At 49.9% G+C, this 15,002-nt stretch carries 16 protein-coding genes and 1 other RNA gene; 9 read left to right on the top strand and 8 right to left on the bottom strand.

All coding sequences use genetic code 11. From position 1 onward, the window contains the following. Positions 1-16: 16 nt before the first annotated feature. From gcvH to XMD579_RS08870, 6 genes are all read right to left on the bottom strand, one after another. On the bottom strand, positions 17-406 hold the full coding sequence (gcvH, locus tag XMD579_RS08895; protein WP_173481779.1) for a glycine cleavage system protein GcvH: 390 nt from the start codon (positions 404-406) through the stop codon (positions 17-19). Positions 407-425: 19 nt separating this feature from the next. After that, the gene (gcvT, locus tag XMD579_RS08890; protein WP_173506252.1) at positions 426-1,529 is read right to left on the bottom strand and encodes a glycine cleavage system aminomethyltransferase GcvT; all 1,104 of its coding nucleotides are present in this window, start codon (positions 1,527-1,529) and stop codon (positions 426-428) included. A gap of 82 nt (positions 1,530-1,611) precedes the next feature. After that, positions 1,612-2,904 carry a UbiH/UbiF/VisC/COQ6 family ubiquinone biosynthesis hydroxylase gene (locus tag XMD579_RS08885; protein WP_173506251.1) on the bottom strand — a complete coding sequence of 431 codons (1,293 nt, stop codon included), beginning with the start codon at positions 2,902-2,904 and terminating at the stop codon, positions 1,612-1,614. Further along, on the bottom strand, positions 2,897-4,153 hold the full coding sequence (gene ubiH / locus XMD579_RS08880) for a 2-octaprenyl-6-methoxyphenyl hydroxylase (RefSeq protein ID WP_371815199.1): 1,257 nt from the start codon (positions 4,151-4,153) through the stop codon (positions 2,897-2,899). The genes XMD579_RS08885 and ubiH overlap by 8 nt, the downstream gene beginning before the upstream one ends. Next, on the bottom strand, positions 4,146-5,459 hold the full coding sequence (pepP, locus tag XMD579_RS08875; RefSeq protein ID WP_173506250.1) for a Xaa-Pro aminopeptidase: 1,314 nt from the start codon (positions 5,457-5,459) through the stop codon (positions 4,146-4,148). The genes ubiH and pepP overlap by 8 nt, the downstream gene beginning before the upstream one ends. Further along, a complete protein-coding gene (locus XMD579_RS08870) occupies positions 5,459-6,022 on the bottom strand; it encodes a UPF0149 family protein (RefSeq protein WP_173481775.1) in 564 nt (187 codons plus the stop codon). Before XMD579_RS08870 ends, pepP begins: the two co-directional genes overlap by 1 nt. 187 nt (positions 6,023-6,209) lie before the next feature. Between XMD579_RS08870 and XMD579_RS08865 the strand changes: the two genes are divergently transcribed. The 4 genes from XMD579_RS08865 to XMD579_RS08850 all read left to right on the top strand — a co-directional run bounded on the left by XMD579_RS08865 (position 6,210) and on the right by XMD579_RS08850 (position 7,526). Beyond that, positions 6,210-6,419 carry a TIGR02449 family protein gene (locus tag XMD579_RS08865; protein WP_173481774.1) on the top strand — a complete coding sequence of 70 codons (210 nt, stop codon included), beginning with the start codon at positions 6,210-6,212 and terminating at the stop codon, positions 6,417-6,419. Beyond that, positions 6,416-6,697 (top strand): cell division protein ZapA, encoded by a 282-nt coding sequence (locus XMD579_RS08860; protein ID WP_173482544.1) that lies wholly within the window; start codon positions 6,416-6,418, stop codon positions 6,695-6,697. Before XMD579_RS08865 ends, XMD579_RS08860 begins: the two co-directional genes overlap by 4 nt. Before the next feature lie 51 nt (positions 6,698-6,748). Next, positions 6,749-6,927, top strand: a non-coding RNA gene (gene ssrS, locus XMD579_RS08855) — 6S RNA. A gap of 5 nt (positions 6,928-6,932) precedes the next feature. Continuing rightward, complete coding sequence (locus XMD579_RS08850; RefSeq protein WP_173482545.1) at positions 6,933-7,526, top strand: 5-formyltetrahydrofolate cyclo-ligase; 594 nt, start codon at positions 6,933-6,935, stop codon at positions 7,524-7,526. 197 nt (positions 7,527-7,723) lie between these two features. On the opposite strand, the gene XMD579_RS08845 is transcribed toward XMD579_RS08850, so the two are convergent. Further along, complete coding sequence (locus XMD579_RS08845) at positions 7,724-8,641, bottom strand: AEC family transporter (RefSeq protein WP_173498295.1); 918 nt, start codon at positions 8,639-8,641, stop codon at positions 7,724-7,726. A 93-nt stretch (positions 8,642-8,734) separates the two neighbouring features. On the opposite strand from XMD579_RS08845, the gene XMD579_RS08840 reads away from it, so the two are divergent. Further along, complete coding sequence (locus XMD579_RS08840) at positions 8,735-9,247, top strand: glycine cleavage system protein R (RefSeq protein ID WP_173488803.1); 513 nt, start codon at positions 8,735-8,737, stop codon at positions 9,245-9,247. A 61-nt stretch (positions 9,248-9,308) separates the two neighbouring features. Here XMD579_RS08840 and argH read toward each other — a convergent pair whose 3' ends face one another. Then, entirely contained in the window at positions 9,309-10,706 is a 1,398-nt protein-coding gene (argH, locus tag XMD579_RS08835; RefSeq protein ID WP_173481769.1) for an argininosuccinate lyase, read from the bottom strand. A gap of 165 nt (positions 10,707-10,871) precedes the next feature. Here argH and hemC point away from each other — a divergent pair, with 165 nt between their 5' ends. Genes hemC through XMD579_RS08815 form a run of 4 tightly spaced genes read left to right on the top strand, consistent with a single transcriptional unit; the run spans position 10,872 to position 14,993 of the window. Further along, positions 10,872-11,804: a hydroxymethylbilane synthase gene (gene hemC / locus XMD579_RS08830; RefSeq protein WP_173484092.1), complete on the top strand. Its 933-nt coding sequence runs from the start codon at positions 10,872-10,874 to the stop codon at positions 11,802-11,804. Beyond that, positions 11,788-12,552 carry a uroporphyrinogen-III synthase gene (locus XMD579_RS08825; RefSeq protein ID WP_173506249.1) on the top strand — a complete coding sequence of 255 codons (765 nt, stop codon included), beginning with the start codon at positions 11,788-11,790 and terminating at the stop codon, positions 12,550-12,552. Before hemC ends, XMD579_RS08825 begins: the two co-directional genes overlap by 17 nt. 12 nt (positions 12,553-12,564) lie before the next feature. Further along, positions 12,565-13,764, top strand: a complete 1,200-nt coding sequence (locus tag XMD579_RS08820) for a uroporphyrinogen-III C-methyltransferase (protein WP_173506248.1) — start codon at positions 12,565-12,567, stop codon at positions 13,762-13,764. Then, a complete protein-coding gene (locus XMD579_RS08815) occupies positions 13,764-14,993 on the top strand; it encodes a heme biosynthesis HemY N-terminal domain-containing protein (RefSeq protein ID WP_173481765.1) in 1,230 nt (409 codons plus the stop codon). Before XMD579_RS08820 ends, XMD579_RS08815 begins: the two co-directional genes overlap by 1 nt. Positions 14,994-15,002 lie beyond the last annotated feature (9 nt).

The raw sequence follows: 15,002 nt of genomic DNA, 5'->3' as shown, positions 1-15,002 counted from the left end.
TTTTAGTCAGATCAGATTACTCTTCTTCGCAAGCAGCTGAGTATTCGTCAGCGCTTAGAAGGTCATCCAATTCACTCTCATCAGTCAGTTTAAGTTTGAAGAACCAGCCATCACCATAAGGGTCGCTGTTAACCATCTCTGGTGCATCTTCAAGATCATCGTTAACCGCAACGACAACACCGCTAACCGGTGCATAGATATCAGATGCTGCTTTTACAGACTCAACCACACCTGCGTCATCACCAGCAGACACCTCTGCATCGATGTCAGGCAACTCAACAAATACCACATCGCCCAGTGCTTCTTGCGCGTGGTCTGTAACACCAATCGTTACAGTGCCATCACCCTCAACACGGATCCACTCGTGGCTGCTTACATACTTCAATTCGCCAGGAACGTTACTCATCTTTTATCACCTGATCTGATTATTCAAAAACTTTTTTGCCGTTGCGGACGAAAGGCGGACGGACGACTCGAACGTCGATCTCTTTTCCACGCATTTCAACTTTCGCAGCAGCACCAGTACCGGCAGGCACTCGAGCCAGAGCGACCGAGAAGCCTAAGGTTGGGGAGAATGTACCACTGGTAATTTCACCCTCACCAACACCGTCAACAATAACACGCTGATGCCCTCTTAAGACACCTCTTGTTTCAAGCACCAAGCCCACTAACTTATCGTAGCCGCCATTCGCTTTTTGCTGATCAAGAACCTCACGACCGACAAACTGTCGATCAGATGGTTCAAACGCCACCGACCATGCAATGCCGGACTCTAACGGAGTCACAGAATCGGTCATATCGCTGCCGTATAGATTCATACCCGCCTCCAGGCGAAGCGTATCACGCGCACCTAAGCCACAAGGTGCGACACCCGCTTCAGCCAGTGCAGACCAAAACTGAGCAACTTCATCATCAGGCACCATGATCTCAAGGCCATCTTCGCCGGTATAACCGGTGCGGGCAATAAACCACCCTTCCGACTCAAACCCTTGGAAGACCGATAGTTCGTTAATGGCCTGCTCACGCGATCCACCAAGAAGCGCAGCGACTTTTGCACGCGCCTTAGGACCCTGCAAAGCGACCATGGCCAACTCAGGTTGCTCATTTAACGTCACATCAAAACCGATCGCTCGATCCGCCATCCAGGCCAAATCTTTCTCACGCGTCGCACAGTTAACCACCAAGCGGTACCACTCGTTAGAAGAGCTCTTATCAGTCATCAAGTAGATAATAAGATCATCGATAATGCCGCCCTGCTCATTGAGCATGGCTGTATAGAGCGCCTTACCTTTAACTTCTAAACGCGCGACATCATTAGCCACAAGATATTGAAGATACTTACGTGATTCCTGACCTGATACGTCAACAATGGTCATGTGCGACACATCGAACATACCTGCATCTTGGCGCACGATATTGTGCTCTTCTAGCTGAGAACCATAGTGCAATGGCATATCCCAACCGCCGAAATCGACAAGCTTACCGCCCATTGATGCGTGCAACTCATAGAGTGGAGTTTTGTGTCCCATTTACAGTCCTGTTATTCAATCAATAAACTCCGCCTCTCTGCGGAGTTTCAAAAAGGGACAAGAAGTTTACCCTAAAATGGGTTTAGTTCAATCTTTGATCAACGCTTGCCGACGCTGCTCGTCGCATCCGAGTCGGTAGATCGCCGGAAAGGCCCATCGCTTCTGACATAATGTGCTGCTTAATTGGCTCAACGCGATTGAAAAGACGCATACCAACACTGCGCGCCCATTCGATCGGAGCTGGTTGTGGAGCAAATAGACGCCTAAACCCTTCCATCACCGCGCTCATGCGCAGGTTACTCATCTGCCTTGAACGCTCATAACGCTTTAACACCTTCGCATCACCGATCGGCTCACGACGCATCTGTGCCTGAGCAATCACGTCGTTGAGCGCAGCGCTGTCCAAAAAACCTAAATTGACACCCTGCCCTGCAAGCGGGTGGATCGTGTGTGCAGCATCGCCGATCAGTACTCCTCCCTCAACAGCATAGTGCTTGGCGTGACGCTGTCTTAACGGAACCTTTTGAATACCAGTTGCCGACGCCACTCGGCCCAACACATCACGCGAACCAAAGCTGACGGCTGCACAAAAGGCATCCTGATCCATCTCTAATAGTTCTGCTGCATGTTTAGGCGAGGTCGACCAGACCAACGAGACATGATGAGCGCTTGCGGTCTTAAGAGGGAGCAGTGCAAGAGGGCCATCCTCTGTAAACCGCTGCCAACAGGTGTGTTGATGAGGCCGAGTCATCTCAAGCGTTGCCACAACGGCATGCTGACCATAGTCCCACTCATGAGTAGCCAGACCCAACTGCTTACGTGTATTTGAGTGGGCACCGTCAGCACCTACCACAAGCTGCGCAGATAAAAGATCACCATCTTCGAGCTCTATGAGTCGACTAGACTCTTGGAATCGCCCCAGTGTTTTAATACGTGAGGCGAAATTGAGCTTAAGATTTGCACGGTCAAGTGCCGCTTTTAATAGACCTAAAACAACCAGGCGATTCTCTACGATAAAGCCCAACTGCTTCTCGTGAATATCAAAACAGTCAAAATCGACCTCGCCACGCGTTTCACCGTCCCAGACATGCATTTTCTCATAGGGTTCTGCTCGCCAGCTAAGAATATGCGACCAAGCCCCCAAGGATTTCAGTAACTCGACAGAGGCCAGTGTGAGAGCACTCACACGAGAATCAAAAGCCCCCTGCATGAGCTGAGCAGCCTGGTCATCAATGGTCGACAGATCCATACCAAATTGATCCAACACCTCAACCTTCAAACCAAGATCCGCCAGTTGAATCGCTGCAGCCAAGCCAGTCATACCTGCGCCAGCAATGGCAACGTCCACTGAGCGAATAGCACTCCTATCAGTCATTAGACTTTAACCTCGCCGCTGGGGTATCCAAGCCCATCGCAGCCCTCGCCAATAGAGTGCGTGCCGATGGAATTAAGTCTAGGGTTTGCAATGCCAAGCTTCGCCCCAAACGGAGAGCCGGATTAGTAGAGCTAAAGATTTTCAATGCAGAGTCGCCAAACCCGATCGTACGACTTTGATCTTTTCGACGCCCGTCAATGAACTCCTCCAACATGGCTAATGCACCAATATCTTGGCCCGCTTGCTTGGCCAGAATAATCCGCTCCGCTAACTCACAAACACCGCGCAAGGCTAGGTTGAACCCCTGACCTGCAATGGGGTGCAGAGCATGAGCGGCATTACCAAGAACCACCAAACCACGGCGAACCTGCTCATCAGCCAAGGTTAAATGCAGTGGGTAGGAGAATCGCTCACCCACTCCAATCAGGCGACCGGCGCGATAGCCAAAGGCTTGTTGAAGATCGGCCAAAAATTGCTGATCGATCTGCTCCATGCGGGAATTGACCTGATCGTCAGACAGCGTCCAAACCAACCCCATACGGTGGCGCCCTTCGTGATCTTCGATCGGAAGCAGAGCAATAGGACCATTTTCGGTAAAACGTTCATAAGCAACGCCATCATGAGGGCGATCGACCTCTAGGTTGGCAATGAGTGCATGCTGATGATAGGGGGTCTGGCGATACTCAATACCCATACGCTGTCTTAGCTCAGAACGTCCACCATCCGCCATGACCACCAGTGGTGCTGTTAAGGTTATCGACTCACCATCTTGATCTATCACCACATGACGCTGACCCTCCACCCACTCAACCGATTCAACGGTTGCCGGCGAATAGAGTTCGACCTGATCGCGCGCGGCCAGTACCGAGCTCATTAACACCTGACCTAACCAGTGGTTCTCGACAACATAGCCCAGTGCGTCGACGCGCTCCTGCTCAGCACTCATGGTCGTTTGACCCCAGCGTCCTCTGTCAGAAACATGGATCCGATCGATGGGAGTCAGGTGTTCATGGAGAAGCTCCCACACACCCATAGACTCAAAGGCGGTTCGGGATCCATAAGCCAATGCGGTAGAGCGTGCATCAAAGCTGGGCTGAAACTGAGGATTGGGCTTAGCCTGCATAGGGCTCTGCTCAACAAGAGCGATCTTAAGACCTAAGGATTTGGCAGAAGGTGTTAACGCAGCGACTAAACTGGCGCCCACCATGCCACCACCACAAATGATTAGATCAAACTGCGATTCATGCACGGCGCATCAATGCCTCTATCTCATCTATCTCTTTGGGTACTGCAGAGGTTAAAACTCGCGCACCCTCATCTGTTACCATAACATCATCTTCGATGCGAACACCGATGCCGCGCCAGCGCTCTTCGACGCTGTGATCATCGGGGGCGATGTAGAGACCCGGTTCAATGGTCGTGACAATGCCAGGAGAAAGCTCGCGCCACTCACCCTCTACACGGTAAGAGCCAACATCATGAACATCCATACCTAACCAGTGACCAATGCGGTGCATATAGAATCGACGATAAGCGCCCGATTCAATTAACTGATCCACCTCACCCGACAGCAAACCGAGCTCAACCAACCCTTTAGTCAATATTTCGACAGACAACTGATGCAGAGAGTCCCAATTACAACCCGGTTTGACCGCGTCAATGCAGGCTTTGTTGGCGTCTAAGACCAACTGATAGATGGCACGCTGCTCTTCGCTGAACTGGCCGTTAGCAGGGAAAGTCCGGGTAATGTCACTGGCATAGTTATCCAATTCACAACCTGCATCTATCAGAATGAGATCACCCTCATTAATGGTCTGATCGTTGTCGATGTAGTGAAGAATACAGGCATTTTTCCCTGCCGCCACAATAGGCGTGTAAGCTTGAAAACGAGCACCCTCAGCCATGCAGTGACTCTGAATAATCGCTTCCAGTTGGTACTCATTCATGCCAACCCGGCACTGCTGCATCGCTTTAACATGAGCCTCTGCAGAGATATCGGCCGCTCGCTGCATGATGGCGATCTCAGCATCGGATTTAAACAGACGCATCTCATGCAAAATAGGATCTGAATCACTCAAAGCCTTGGGAACTTCAGCGCCCGCTCGAACACGTTTAGCCAGATCCTGAATCCAACCTTTTACCCGGGAGTCCAATGCAGCATCGCGTGCTAACGGGTAGAACAGCTGATCAACGCCATCGATTAGGCTGGGAAGCTGTTGATCAATCTCTGAAAGATTGTATGCAGCATCCGCGCCAAAGGTCTCAATGCAACCCTCTGGACCTGCTCGGTAACCAGTCCAGATCTCCATTTCAGGATCACGTGGCTGACAGAACAGTACCACCGGCTGATCTGAACTTGGCTTAAGCAGCAACAAACCATCCGGTTCATTAAATCCCGTAAGGTAGTAGAAATCACTCGACTGCCTAAACGGAAACTCAGCGTCGGCGTTGCGGCTGACCAAAGAGGCCGCAGCGATAATCATGACCGAATTGTCAGGTAACTCAGAGAGCAGTTTAGCTCGACGCTCTTTGTAGATTGAGAGATCAATTTTCATCAGTGCATTACCGGTTTATCAGACTCAGTAGACTCCGCTTTATTACATTCACTAAATAGCAGCATGGCAGCCATACGAACGTACTCTTCCACCTCCATCAGGAGATTCTCGTCCTCTTCGGCCTGGCCGTCCGCCTCAATTTGCGCAATTTGCACCAGATCTTTAAGACCATCTTGCGCATCATTAGAGAGATGTTGCCCTTGATCGCCAATCGCCATGCCAAAACCTGCTAGGAACCCAGTCACCCAAAGGCCTAACTGCTCTGCACGCTCAGCCAGAGGTTGCTCATCATCCGGTAGTAAAATGGCCAACTCAAAAGCGGATGATTCCAGCTGTTCTAAAATCTGGGTGTAGAGTGCCATCAACTTTTCGCTGCTGCTCTCAAGAGCGATGCGAGTGATATCCATTTGAGTGACACAAAACGCCTCAAGACTCGCTTTATCAAAACGTTTAGCGGCGGTGAGCTGCCCAACGATCGCGCCATGTAACTCAGAGGGTGAAAAGGCGATAGCCCCCTCTTCAATCATTAAATTGGCTAGTTGATCAAAATCTGGCGCGCTCATCGACTCTCACTTATTACGGTAGAAATAAAGGTTCAGATGCTATTCAGAGGGCGTTTAAGACGACCGCTTTCAAGAGCATTTATTGGGGATGATCCTAGCACTTTGCGGCCTTTGGAGCTATGCAGAACATTGACCCAATGCAACTGCCTGCTAATATGGTCGGAATTCAAAACGTTCGAGGCAGTCAATGTCAGAAGCAAACCCATCAACGCTCGCCACCAAAGTGGATCAATTGATCGAGTTGGTACAAAAGTTGGATGAGCAGAATCGTCACTTACAGACACAGAACCTGAAGTTGAAAGAGGAGCGTGCTCAGCTACTCAAAATACATGAGGGCACCCGTAGTCGTGTTGAATCGATGCTAAATCGCCTTCGTGTTTTGGAGAAAAGCTCATGAGTAACACACTGACCGTTGCCCTTCTTGATAAAGAGTACACACTTAGCTGCCCAGCCGGTGCTGAGGCAGGCCTTATTGCTGCAGCAGAAAACTTGGACGAGAAAATGCGTGAGATCTCTAGCAGTGGCAAACTACTGGGCATGGAACGTATCGCAGTGATGGCGGCTCTCAACCTGAGTTATGACAATTTGAACTCATCAAAAGCCGAAGCGAGCTCAAACGATGAATCCAAGCAGTTGATCGATAAGATCGACGCGACGCTTGCAAAATTTTCATAGTTTTTCCGGTCTTAAACCCTTTAATAGCGGCTTCATAGGGTTATAATTAACTCAACCCTGGGATGTTCGACAGTTGTTCAAGTCCCTCGAGCCGATAATCATTTTCCCGGATGCGGGGAATAGGTATTGTGAGCATGTCCGCGTGCGGAAAGCCTAATATATCTATACTCGTATCCACTCTGAACCTTCGGGTTCAGGGCCAAGAACACCACCGGCATCCTGGGGTCTTTTCTCTATGCTCAGTATCGAAGATAGAAAAACCATTCGTCTTGAGAAACGTCGAGCACGTCGTGCGCTCTCCAGTAAACAGCAGAAGCGTGCTGCACTCTCATTAGTTCACCAACTAAGAAAAGCCCCCTACTTTCATCGCGCTAAACGCATTGCCGTTTACCTAGCTAACGATGGTGAAATCGATCTTCAACCGCTCATCAAGTTGTGTTGGAAACTTAAGAAATCGGTCTACCTGCCGGTACTGCATCCGGTTCGACACAATCGACTCTGGTTTACTCAATATCAACCCAACACCTCAATGAACCAAAATCGCTACAAGATTTGGGAGCCAAAATTAAAGCGCTCACACTCTCCTGCCTGGGCAGTGGATCTAGTACTGATGCCGCTGGTTGCATTTGATCAGCAAGGTGGACGCATGGGCATGGGGGGCGGTTACTACGATCGAACCTTCGAATTCACACAGAAAAAAGGGTTCATGCACGGCCCTAAACTCATTGGCGTGGCACACGACCTGCAAAAGGTTGAGAAGCTACCGATACAACCTTGGGACGTTCCAATGCACGGCATTGCGACTGACAAGGGACGCTATATTGCTTAAAGAGTGAGATTAGATCGATTGGATCAACCCGGTCACTGCAACTCCGGTTACTAAGGTAACCGTGAGTAGCAGTAATAGGTCTGGAGATTGTTTCATTTTCATATTTTGAACTGAAACTAGGAGGCTTATTAAGTAAGACCTCAGCATCAGAAAAAAGTTCAAAATAAGTTCAAAAAAATTTCAAAATTAATATCAATTCACAAAATCAGGCTCGGCAAGGATAGCGCCACCGGCAATGTCAGCATCGATAACAGAGTCTGTGCAGAGAGAATATTTGCAACCAAAGGCGCATCTCCATTCAGCTGTTTTGCAAGAATATAGGCCGCTGAAGCCGTTGGTACCGACGCAAACACCATAAAAATCAGCAGCGACTCTGATGAGAGTTGAAGCATCGCACCAACCGCCACTGCCAGTAGAGGCATAACGATTAATCGAGCAGCAACGCCCATCATCAGCGGTAACCCTGAAGATCGCATCGCCTTTAAATTGATCCCCGCACCCACCGCCAACAGACCTAGCGGTAAGGCAACCTGAGCCAACAGTTCCAACACCGGTGTAACAAGAGAAGGTATGCCCAACTTAGAGAGGTTCAGCGCCAAACCCAGCAGACAGGCAAGAATCAGTGGATTGCTCAATATCTGTTTCAACACAGTTAAAACAGAGGGGCGTTTATCGCTGTAGAGGGCAAACACCAACACACAGAGTAGATTGAGCAGAGGGATCATGACGGAGGCGATGATCGCCGCAATCACTAACCCCTTACCGGGAATCAGGCTCGCAGCAATAGCCAGTGTGATGTAGGTGTTAAAACGCAGTCCGCCTTGGTAAACCGAAGTAAATGAAGCCGCACTGAATTTGAAAAGCCTCTGCAACGCGAGTAAGAACAGCGAGCCTAGCGCTAGAAGTAGTAGCACCGCTTCAATCAACACCAGAGATTCACTGCCATTAAAGTCAGCCGCGGCCAGCCGTGTCACTAACAGGGCTGGGAAGCAGAGGTAGTAGATGATCTTCTCTGCGCCGTTCCAAAAGTTGTGATCCACGAACTGGACTCGATTGATCAACACACCTAACAACAGAAGTGCGAAGACAGGCCAAAGGGCCGCAAAAATATCCATCAGTTATGCACTCTTGCCAAACAAAGTGCTAGTCTTTGAGACAAATCTAGTAACGATCATGCTTTAGAGCATCCTATCTGTGGAGCGACGACAATGAAATCTTTAGTGCTCAGCTTTATTGCTGATGATAAACCAGGATTGGTAAACCTTATCTCTGCAGCCATCTCAGAGCACCAAGGCAACTGGTCTGAATCCAGTCTATCGCAACTGGCGGGTAAATTCGCGGGCGTTGTAGTGGTTGATGTACCTACCGCAAACTTAGATGGTTTAACTCGCGCATTAGACGACCTAAAAGAGCAAGGCATTCGCGTCTCTTGTGAAGTCAGCAACAGTCAAGAGAGTGATACCGAGTATGAAACCGTGACGCTTGATCTGGTTGGACATGACAAACAGGGTATCGTTCGTGATATCTCCAATACCTTGTCCCTACTGGGCGTTAACGTCGCCAGTTTAGAAACCGAATTGACACCCGGCTCAATGTCATCTGAGCTTTTGTTTAAAGCCAAAGGTGAACTGCAAGTACCGAAAAGCGTTGATTTAGACAGCGTACAAGCAGCACTTGAAGAGATCGCATCCGATCTGATGGTCGACATCACCTTCGCATAACGATCCCCTAAAACAAAAAAACTGCCCGTAGGCAGTTTTTTTTGCTTAGGATAGCCGAATATTACTCAGCGCGTTGCGCCAACTCGTTTCGACCCGCCGCAACCGCCAATCGAACTTGGTTAGGTGCCGTACCGCCAATATGGTCACGAGCGGCCACCGAGCCCTCGAGGGTTAGCACTTCGAAGACATCTTCATGAATCTGATCTGAGAACTGACGTAGCTCTTCAAGAGTCATATCGGATAGATCTTTGCCTGTTTTAATACCATAAGCCACCGACAGCCCAACGATTTCATGGGCATCACGAAAGGCAACACCTGCACGCACTAGGTAGTCAGCCAAGTCCGTTGCGGTAGAGAAACCACGGCGAGCCGCTTCGCGCATCTCTTCAGGACGAGCCTCAATCGCAGGCACCATATCACCAAACGCGCGCAGACAGCCTTGAACCGTATCGACAGCATCAAACAAAGGCTCTTTATCCTCTTGGTTGTCTTTGTTGTACGCCAGCGGTTGTGACTTCATCAACGTCAGCAACGACATCAGATGTCCGTAAACACGGCCCGATTTACCACGTACCAGCTCAGGCACGTCTGGGTTCTTCTTCTGTGGCATGATTGAAGAGCCGGTGCAGAAGCGATCTGGAAGATTGATAAAGTTGAACTGTGCAGAGGTCCAAAGCACCAACTCTTCTGACATACGAGTCATGTGCATCAGCAACACGCTTGAAGCAGCACAGAATTCAATCGCGAAATCACGATCTGACACAGCATCCAACGAGTTGCGAGCTGGCATCGTAAAATCTAGCAGCTCGGCAGTGTAGTGACGATCGATTGGGTAGGTTGTACCCGCCAAAGCCGCGGCACCGAGTGGCATCACATTGACACGCTTACGACAATCCGCAAAACGCTCGTAATCACGACAAAGCATCTCGTACCAGGCCAACAGGTGGTGACCAAAGGTAACAGGTTGTGCCGTTTGCAGGTGAGTGAAGCCAGGCATGATTGTGTCAGCATTGCGCTCAGCCAGATCCAAAAGACCCGCTTGCAGACGCGTGATTTCAGACAGTATCTGGTCAATCTCATCACGCATGTAGAGGCGGATATCGGTCGCTACTTGGTCGTTACGCGAACGTCCGGTATGCAGCTTTTTACCGGTAATGCCAATCTTCTTAGTCAGTGCCGCTTCAATGTTCATGTGCACATCTTCCAGTGCAACAGACCATTCGAACTCACCACGTTCAATCTCAATGCGAATCTCACCCAGACCTTTAATGATTGCATCGCGCTCATCTTCAGTCAGAACACCCACTTTGGTCAGCATGCGTGCATGCGCAATAGAGCCCTGAATGTCTTGGCGATAGAGACGCTGATCAAAATCAACAGAGGCTGTGAATCGAGCCACAAACGCATCGGTTGCCTCACTAAAACGACCACCCCACTGCTGGTTCGTTTGATCACTCATCTCATTTACCTCTCTTGAAACTGTCTCGGTGGATGACACCGCATAAAATAGTGGCGCGATTATAGCACTCTCAGCCGATCTAATAACCCGTCCGGACGCTCAATTTAGTAGAGACATCTGATACACTTAGAAAATTCGAAAAAAAGATCTCTATTTGGAAGTTTCATGTCACGCACACTCCGCATTGCGACTCGCCAGAGCTTACTCGCTTTATGGCAAGCAGAATTCGTAAAAGCCCGTCTTGAAGAGCTACATTCCGATCTTAACGTTGAGCTAGTTACTATGGTGACCCGCGGCGATAAGATTTTGGATACCCCTCTCGCCAAAATCGGCGGCAAAGGCCTGTTCGTTAAAGAGTTAGAAGTCTCTATGCTGGAAGGACGCGCTGATATCGCCGTGCATTCAATGAAAGATGTACCGATGGAGTTTCCAGAAGGTCTAGGATTGTCTGTTATCTGTGAGCGAGAAACACCAACGGATGCGTTTGTCAGCAATACTTACAACCACTTTGATGAACTGCCGCAGGGGGCTGTGGTGGGTACCTCATCGCTTCGTCGCGAGGTGCAACTGCGTGAACGCCGTCCTGATTTAGAGATCAAAACCTTGCGTGGCAATGTTCAGACCCGCCTTGGAAAACTCGATGCCGGTGAATATGACGCCATTATCCTTGCATCAGCCGGACTGATTCGCCTTGAGCTGAAAGATCGCATTAAACATCAAATCGACTCTACCGAGAGTCTTCCCGCGGGTGGCCAAGGCGCAGTCGGTATCGAGTGTCGAATGGATGATCTAGAGACTCAGGCTCTGTTAGCACCCCTGAACCACGACGAAACGGCGGCTCGTGTCATTGCCGAACGCGCTATGAACAAACGCCTAGAGGGCGGCTGTCAGGTTCCAATCGGTTGCTATGCCGAACTGGAAGGCGATCAAATCTGGTTACGTGGTCTTGTAGGTCGCCCTGATGGCACACTGGTATTGCGCGATGAGATTCGTGGTCATAAAGAGAGTGCCGAAGCCTTGGGAATTGAGTTAGCTGAAAAGCTCCTTGAAGCAGGTGCTGGTGAGATTCTAGAGCAGGTGTATGCCGAGCGCGGCTAAACCCAGCGTACTAACCACGCGCCCGGCAGCCATGCAGGGCGCGCTAACGTCTGCCCTGAAAGAGAGAGGCTTTACGCCTATCCCACTGCCTCTTCTCGAAATCATTCCTGAAGATCTAGAGAACCCATCCACTCCGGGTCTGCAAAGCAAACTACTGGATCTCGACCTCTATCAACACGTCATTGTTGTCAGCCGTAATGCGGCCAGTATTGCCATTGATCTACTCGATCAACTCTGGCCTCAACTGCCTATTGGGGTTCAGTGGCACGCCATCGGCAAAGGGACGGCTGATGAACTGGCCAGTTATGAGATTTATGCCAATACTAATGAAGGGCTCGATTCTGAAGCCCTTTTAACACTGCCTGCATTTGCACAACCCTCTGGAGAACGAATCCTAATATTCAAAGGCGTAGGCGGTAGAACACTTCTAGAAGAGACCCTAGCCGAGCGCGGTGCAAAGGTCGAAACGATAAGTCTCTATCAACGTCAAATGCCTGAATACAGTGACGCTGAACTTTCAGAATGTTTTAAACAGGCACCAGGCGCTATACTCATTAGTAGTGGCGAAGCGTTAGAGCATTTAGCGAAGCTTGCCGATGAGTGGGGCATGTTTGCTGATACACCCATTTTTGTTCCCAGTCAGCGTGTTGCCGATCTGGGAAATACCTTAGGTTTTACCGATATCACAGTCGCAGAGGGTGCTGATGACAGTGCCATGATCGCGGCCTTAGAGCAGCGATTTCAATAAAGGAATAGAGCGATGAGTCACTCCGATAAAGAGAATCAAACCGATCAAGTAGAAGATGCCGAGATTCTCGAAGCTGAAGTTGTCGAGTCAAAGGCAGAAGAGACGGCCAGCGAGCAGGCTGAAGATAGCTCCGAATTGACAGAGGCCTCAGATGTAAAAGAGACTGGCCCAGCCAAAAAAAGCGCGTCAGCAATCTTAGCGACGATCATCAGCTTGGTTGCTCTAGGGGCGGTTGGTGCTGGCGGTTACCTGGCCCAGCAAAAACTCACCCAACTCGAAGAGAGCTTTAATCAGCGCAGTGCCGCTCAACAGCTGGAAGCCACTGCAGCGGTCAATGATGCCAATGCAGCAGTTGCCGAGCTGACTGAGAGCTTCCAACAGATCCAAGCAGAAAAAGTGGCACAAACGGCCGAAATCGCCACTCTACAAGAACGCCTAAGTGATGCCATCAAACAGGTCGAAGCCGGTCGTGAACGATCAGAGAGTGACTGGCGCCTAGCTGAGGCTGAGTATCTATTACGCTTGGCGAACCAACGCATCTTGATGGAGAACCGCGCCGAAGGTGCACTGGCCCTCTTGCGCAGTACCGACACCATTCTTAAAGAGCTGGATGATGTCAGCCTCTACCCACTGCGCCAAAGCCTTGCCAGTGATATCTCGAAACTCGAATCAGTACCCAATTTGGACATAGAAGGTACCTACCTTCGAGTTGCAGCACTGATTGAGCGTAGTAAAGACTTACCCACACTCACCTTAGAGCAACAACGCCAACTGCCTGAGCTGATCGGCAATGTTATTACTGAACAGGTTGATGCCGAGACACAGCAGAACATCACCAGCGGTTTTGCCAAAGCGATCAGCAAACTTGAGTCACTGATCGTTATTCAACGACACGATCAACCAGTAGAACCGATCCTATCACCGGATCAAGGTCACTACCTTCGCCAAAATATCCAGATGTTGTTAGAACAGGCGCAACTGGCGCTATTACGTCAACAGCAGTCTATATTCACAACCAGCTTGTCACGCGCGCAGTCTCTGTTGATGCAGTACTTTGATAAGGATAACTACACAACCAGTGTTCTAATCCAATCCCTAGCGGAACTGACAACCTTGAATGTGTCGCCAACGATTCCGGACATCTCGGGATCATTGAAGGCTCTGCAGCAGCATCAAAAAGAGATGGCTAACCTGCGCAGGGAGGCAGAGTAATGAGACGCTTTTTAATCCTACTCTCACTCCTGCTATTAGTAGGTGCTTGGGTCGGGCAGGCCATGATGAAAGACAGTGGATATGTCTTGATTGCCTACCAACAGGTCTCCATTGAGACCAGTCTGTGGGTGCTTCTGATCGCGGTGGTTCTGCTGTTCACATTGACCCACTGGCTATTCAATCTATTCTCGAATTGGCGCTCACCTGCCGAGAAGCTCCGCCGCTGGAGCGAAGCGCGTGGTGATAGAAAAGCCGGCACAAAATCCAATCAAGCACTGGAAGCGGAACTGGATGGTGACCTATGGAAAGCTCGCCGCCTGTTTATCCAAGCTGCAGAACTCAGTCGAACTCCTGCCCTATTCTATTTAGAAGCGGCTCGATGCGCGGCAGAGCAAGGGGATGAAAAAGAGGCGCACCGCATTCTTATCAAAGCGGCTAAAGAGTCACCTGAGTCAGAGTTACGCCTTCAACTCGAGCAGGTACGTTTTGACGTTAAATCAGGTCACCATGAGAGGGCTGGCGAACTGCTCAGCAGACTTGCAAAAGAGCGCTCAAACTCAACCGCTGTAGATCGTGAAAAAGCGGCGTTGCTGAGTGCGAAACGCGATTGGAATGCGCTACTGCCAATGCTACCGAGCCTGCAAAAGCGCAAGGTATTAAACAGCAGCGACATACAAACTTTAAGACGCACAGCCGCTCTCTCTAAATTGAACAATCTAGAAGAGACGTCTCGCACTGCGCTAGATCAGTGTTGGGAAGATCTGAGTTACGAAGCACAACAAGATCCAGAAGTTCGCCGCGCTTATATTGGCCAGCTAACCGCCCTAAACGAAACCGCTGATGCCTGCTCGCAGATCATTAAGTGGTTAGCTAAACACTGGGATAACGATTTAGCCGTTCGCTTCAGCGAACTGCCCTGTGACGATCCAGATTCCATGATCAAAACGGCTAAAGGCTGGTTAAAACAGCAGCCTGACAATGCGGCGGTAGAACTGGTTCTGGCACGTCTATCTCGTCGCGCTCAGTTATGGGGAGCCGCGTTAACGCACTACAGAAAATCACTCGAACTCAACCATCAGGCACAGACGTTGATCGAACTAACCGAGCTCTACCTACAGCTGGGTGAACAACGCGAAGCGGCTCAACTGTTGAGTTCCAAGAATGCACCGCTTCAACTGCCAACTCCGTCGGAAGCGGATCGCACGACACGACACCATTTAACTCATTAAGGATTGCAC

It is taken from the genome of Marinobacterium sp. xm-d-579, from assembly GCF_013282935.1.
Classification (GTDB): domain Bacteria; phylum Pseudomonadota; class Gammaproteobacteria; order Pseudomonadales; family Balneatricaceae; genus Marinobacterium_E.
Note: the sequence above shows the minus strand (reverse complement) of the source record. Positions and strands in the feature narration are given on the sequence as shown.

What these genes read in the sequence shown, in the direction of transcription:
- gcvH (WP_173481779.1), bottom strand. Translation starts at nt 406, where the DNA reads ATGAGTAACGTTCCTGGCGAATTGAAGTATGTAAGCAGCCACGAGTGG.
- gcvT (WP_173506252.1), bottom strand. Translation starts at nt 1,529, where the DNA reads ATGGGACACAAAACTCCACTCTATGAGTTGCACGCATCAATGGGCGGT.
- XMD579_RS08885 (WP_173506251.1), bottom strand. Translation starts at nt 2,904, where the DNA reads ATGACTGATAGGAGTGCTATTCGCTCAGTGGACGTTGCCATTGCTGGC.
- pepP (WP_173506250.1), bottom strand. Translation starts at nt 5,459, where the DNA reads ATGAAAATTGATCTCTCAATCTACAAAGAGCGTCGAGCTAAACTGCTC.
- XMD579_RS08870 (WP_173481775.1), bottom strand. Translation starts at nt 6,022, where the DNA reads ATGAGCGCGCCAGATTTTGATCAACTAGCCAATTTAATGATTGAAGAG.
- XMD579_RS08865 (WP_173481774.1), top strand. Translation starts at nt 6,210, where the DNA reads ATGTCAGAAGCAAACCCATCAACGCTCGCCACCAAAGTGGATCAATTG.
- XMD579_RS08860 (WP_173482544.1), top strand. Translation starts at nt 6,416, where the DNA reads ATGAGTAACACACTGACCGTTGCCCTTCTTGATAAAGAGTACACACTT.
- XMD579_RS08850 (WP_173482545.1), top strand. Translation starts at nt 6,933, where the DNA reads ATGCTCAGTATCGAAGATAGAAAAACCATTCGTCTTGAGAAACGTCGA.
- XMD579_RS08845 (WP_173498295.1), bottom strand. Translation starts at nt 8,641, where the DNA reads ATGGATATTTTTGCGGCCCTTTGGCCTGTCTTCGCACTTCTGTTGTTA.
- XMD579_RS08840 (WP_173488803.1), top strand. Translation starts at nt 8,735, where the DNA reads ATGAAATCTTTAGTGCTCAGCTTTATTGCTGATGATAAACCAGGATTG.
- argH (WP_173481769.1), bottom strand. Translation starts at nt 10,706, where the DNA reads ATGAGTGATCAAACGAACCAGCAGTGGGGTGGTCGTTTTAGTGAGGCA.
- hemC (WP_173484092.1), top strand. Translation starts at nt 10,872, where the DNA reads ATGTCACGCACACTCCGCATTGCGACTCGCCAGAGCTTACTCGCTTTA.
- XMD579_RS08825 (WP_173506249.1), top strand. Translation starts at nt 11,788, where the DNA reads ATGCCGAGCGCGGCTAAACCCAGCGTACTAACCACGCGCCCGGCAGCC.
- XMD579_RS08820 (WP_173506248.1), top strand. Translation starts at nt 12,565, where the DNA reads ATGAGTCACTCCGATAAAGAGAATCAAACCGATCAAGTAGAAGATGCC.
- XMD579_RS08815 (WP_173481765.1), top strand. Translation starts at nt 13,764, where the DNA reads ATGAGACGCTTTTTAATCCTACTCTCACTCCTGCTATTAGTAGGTGCT.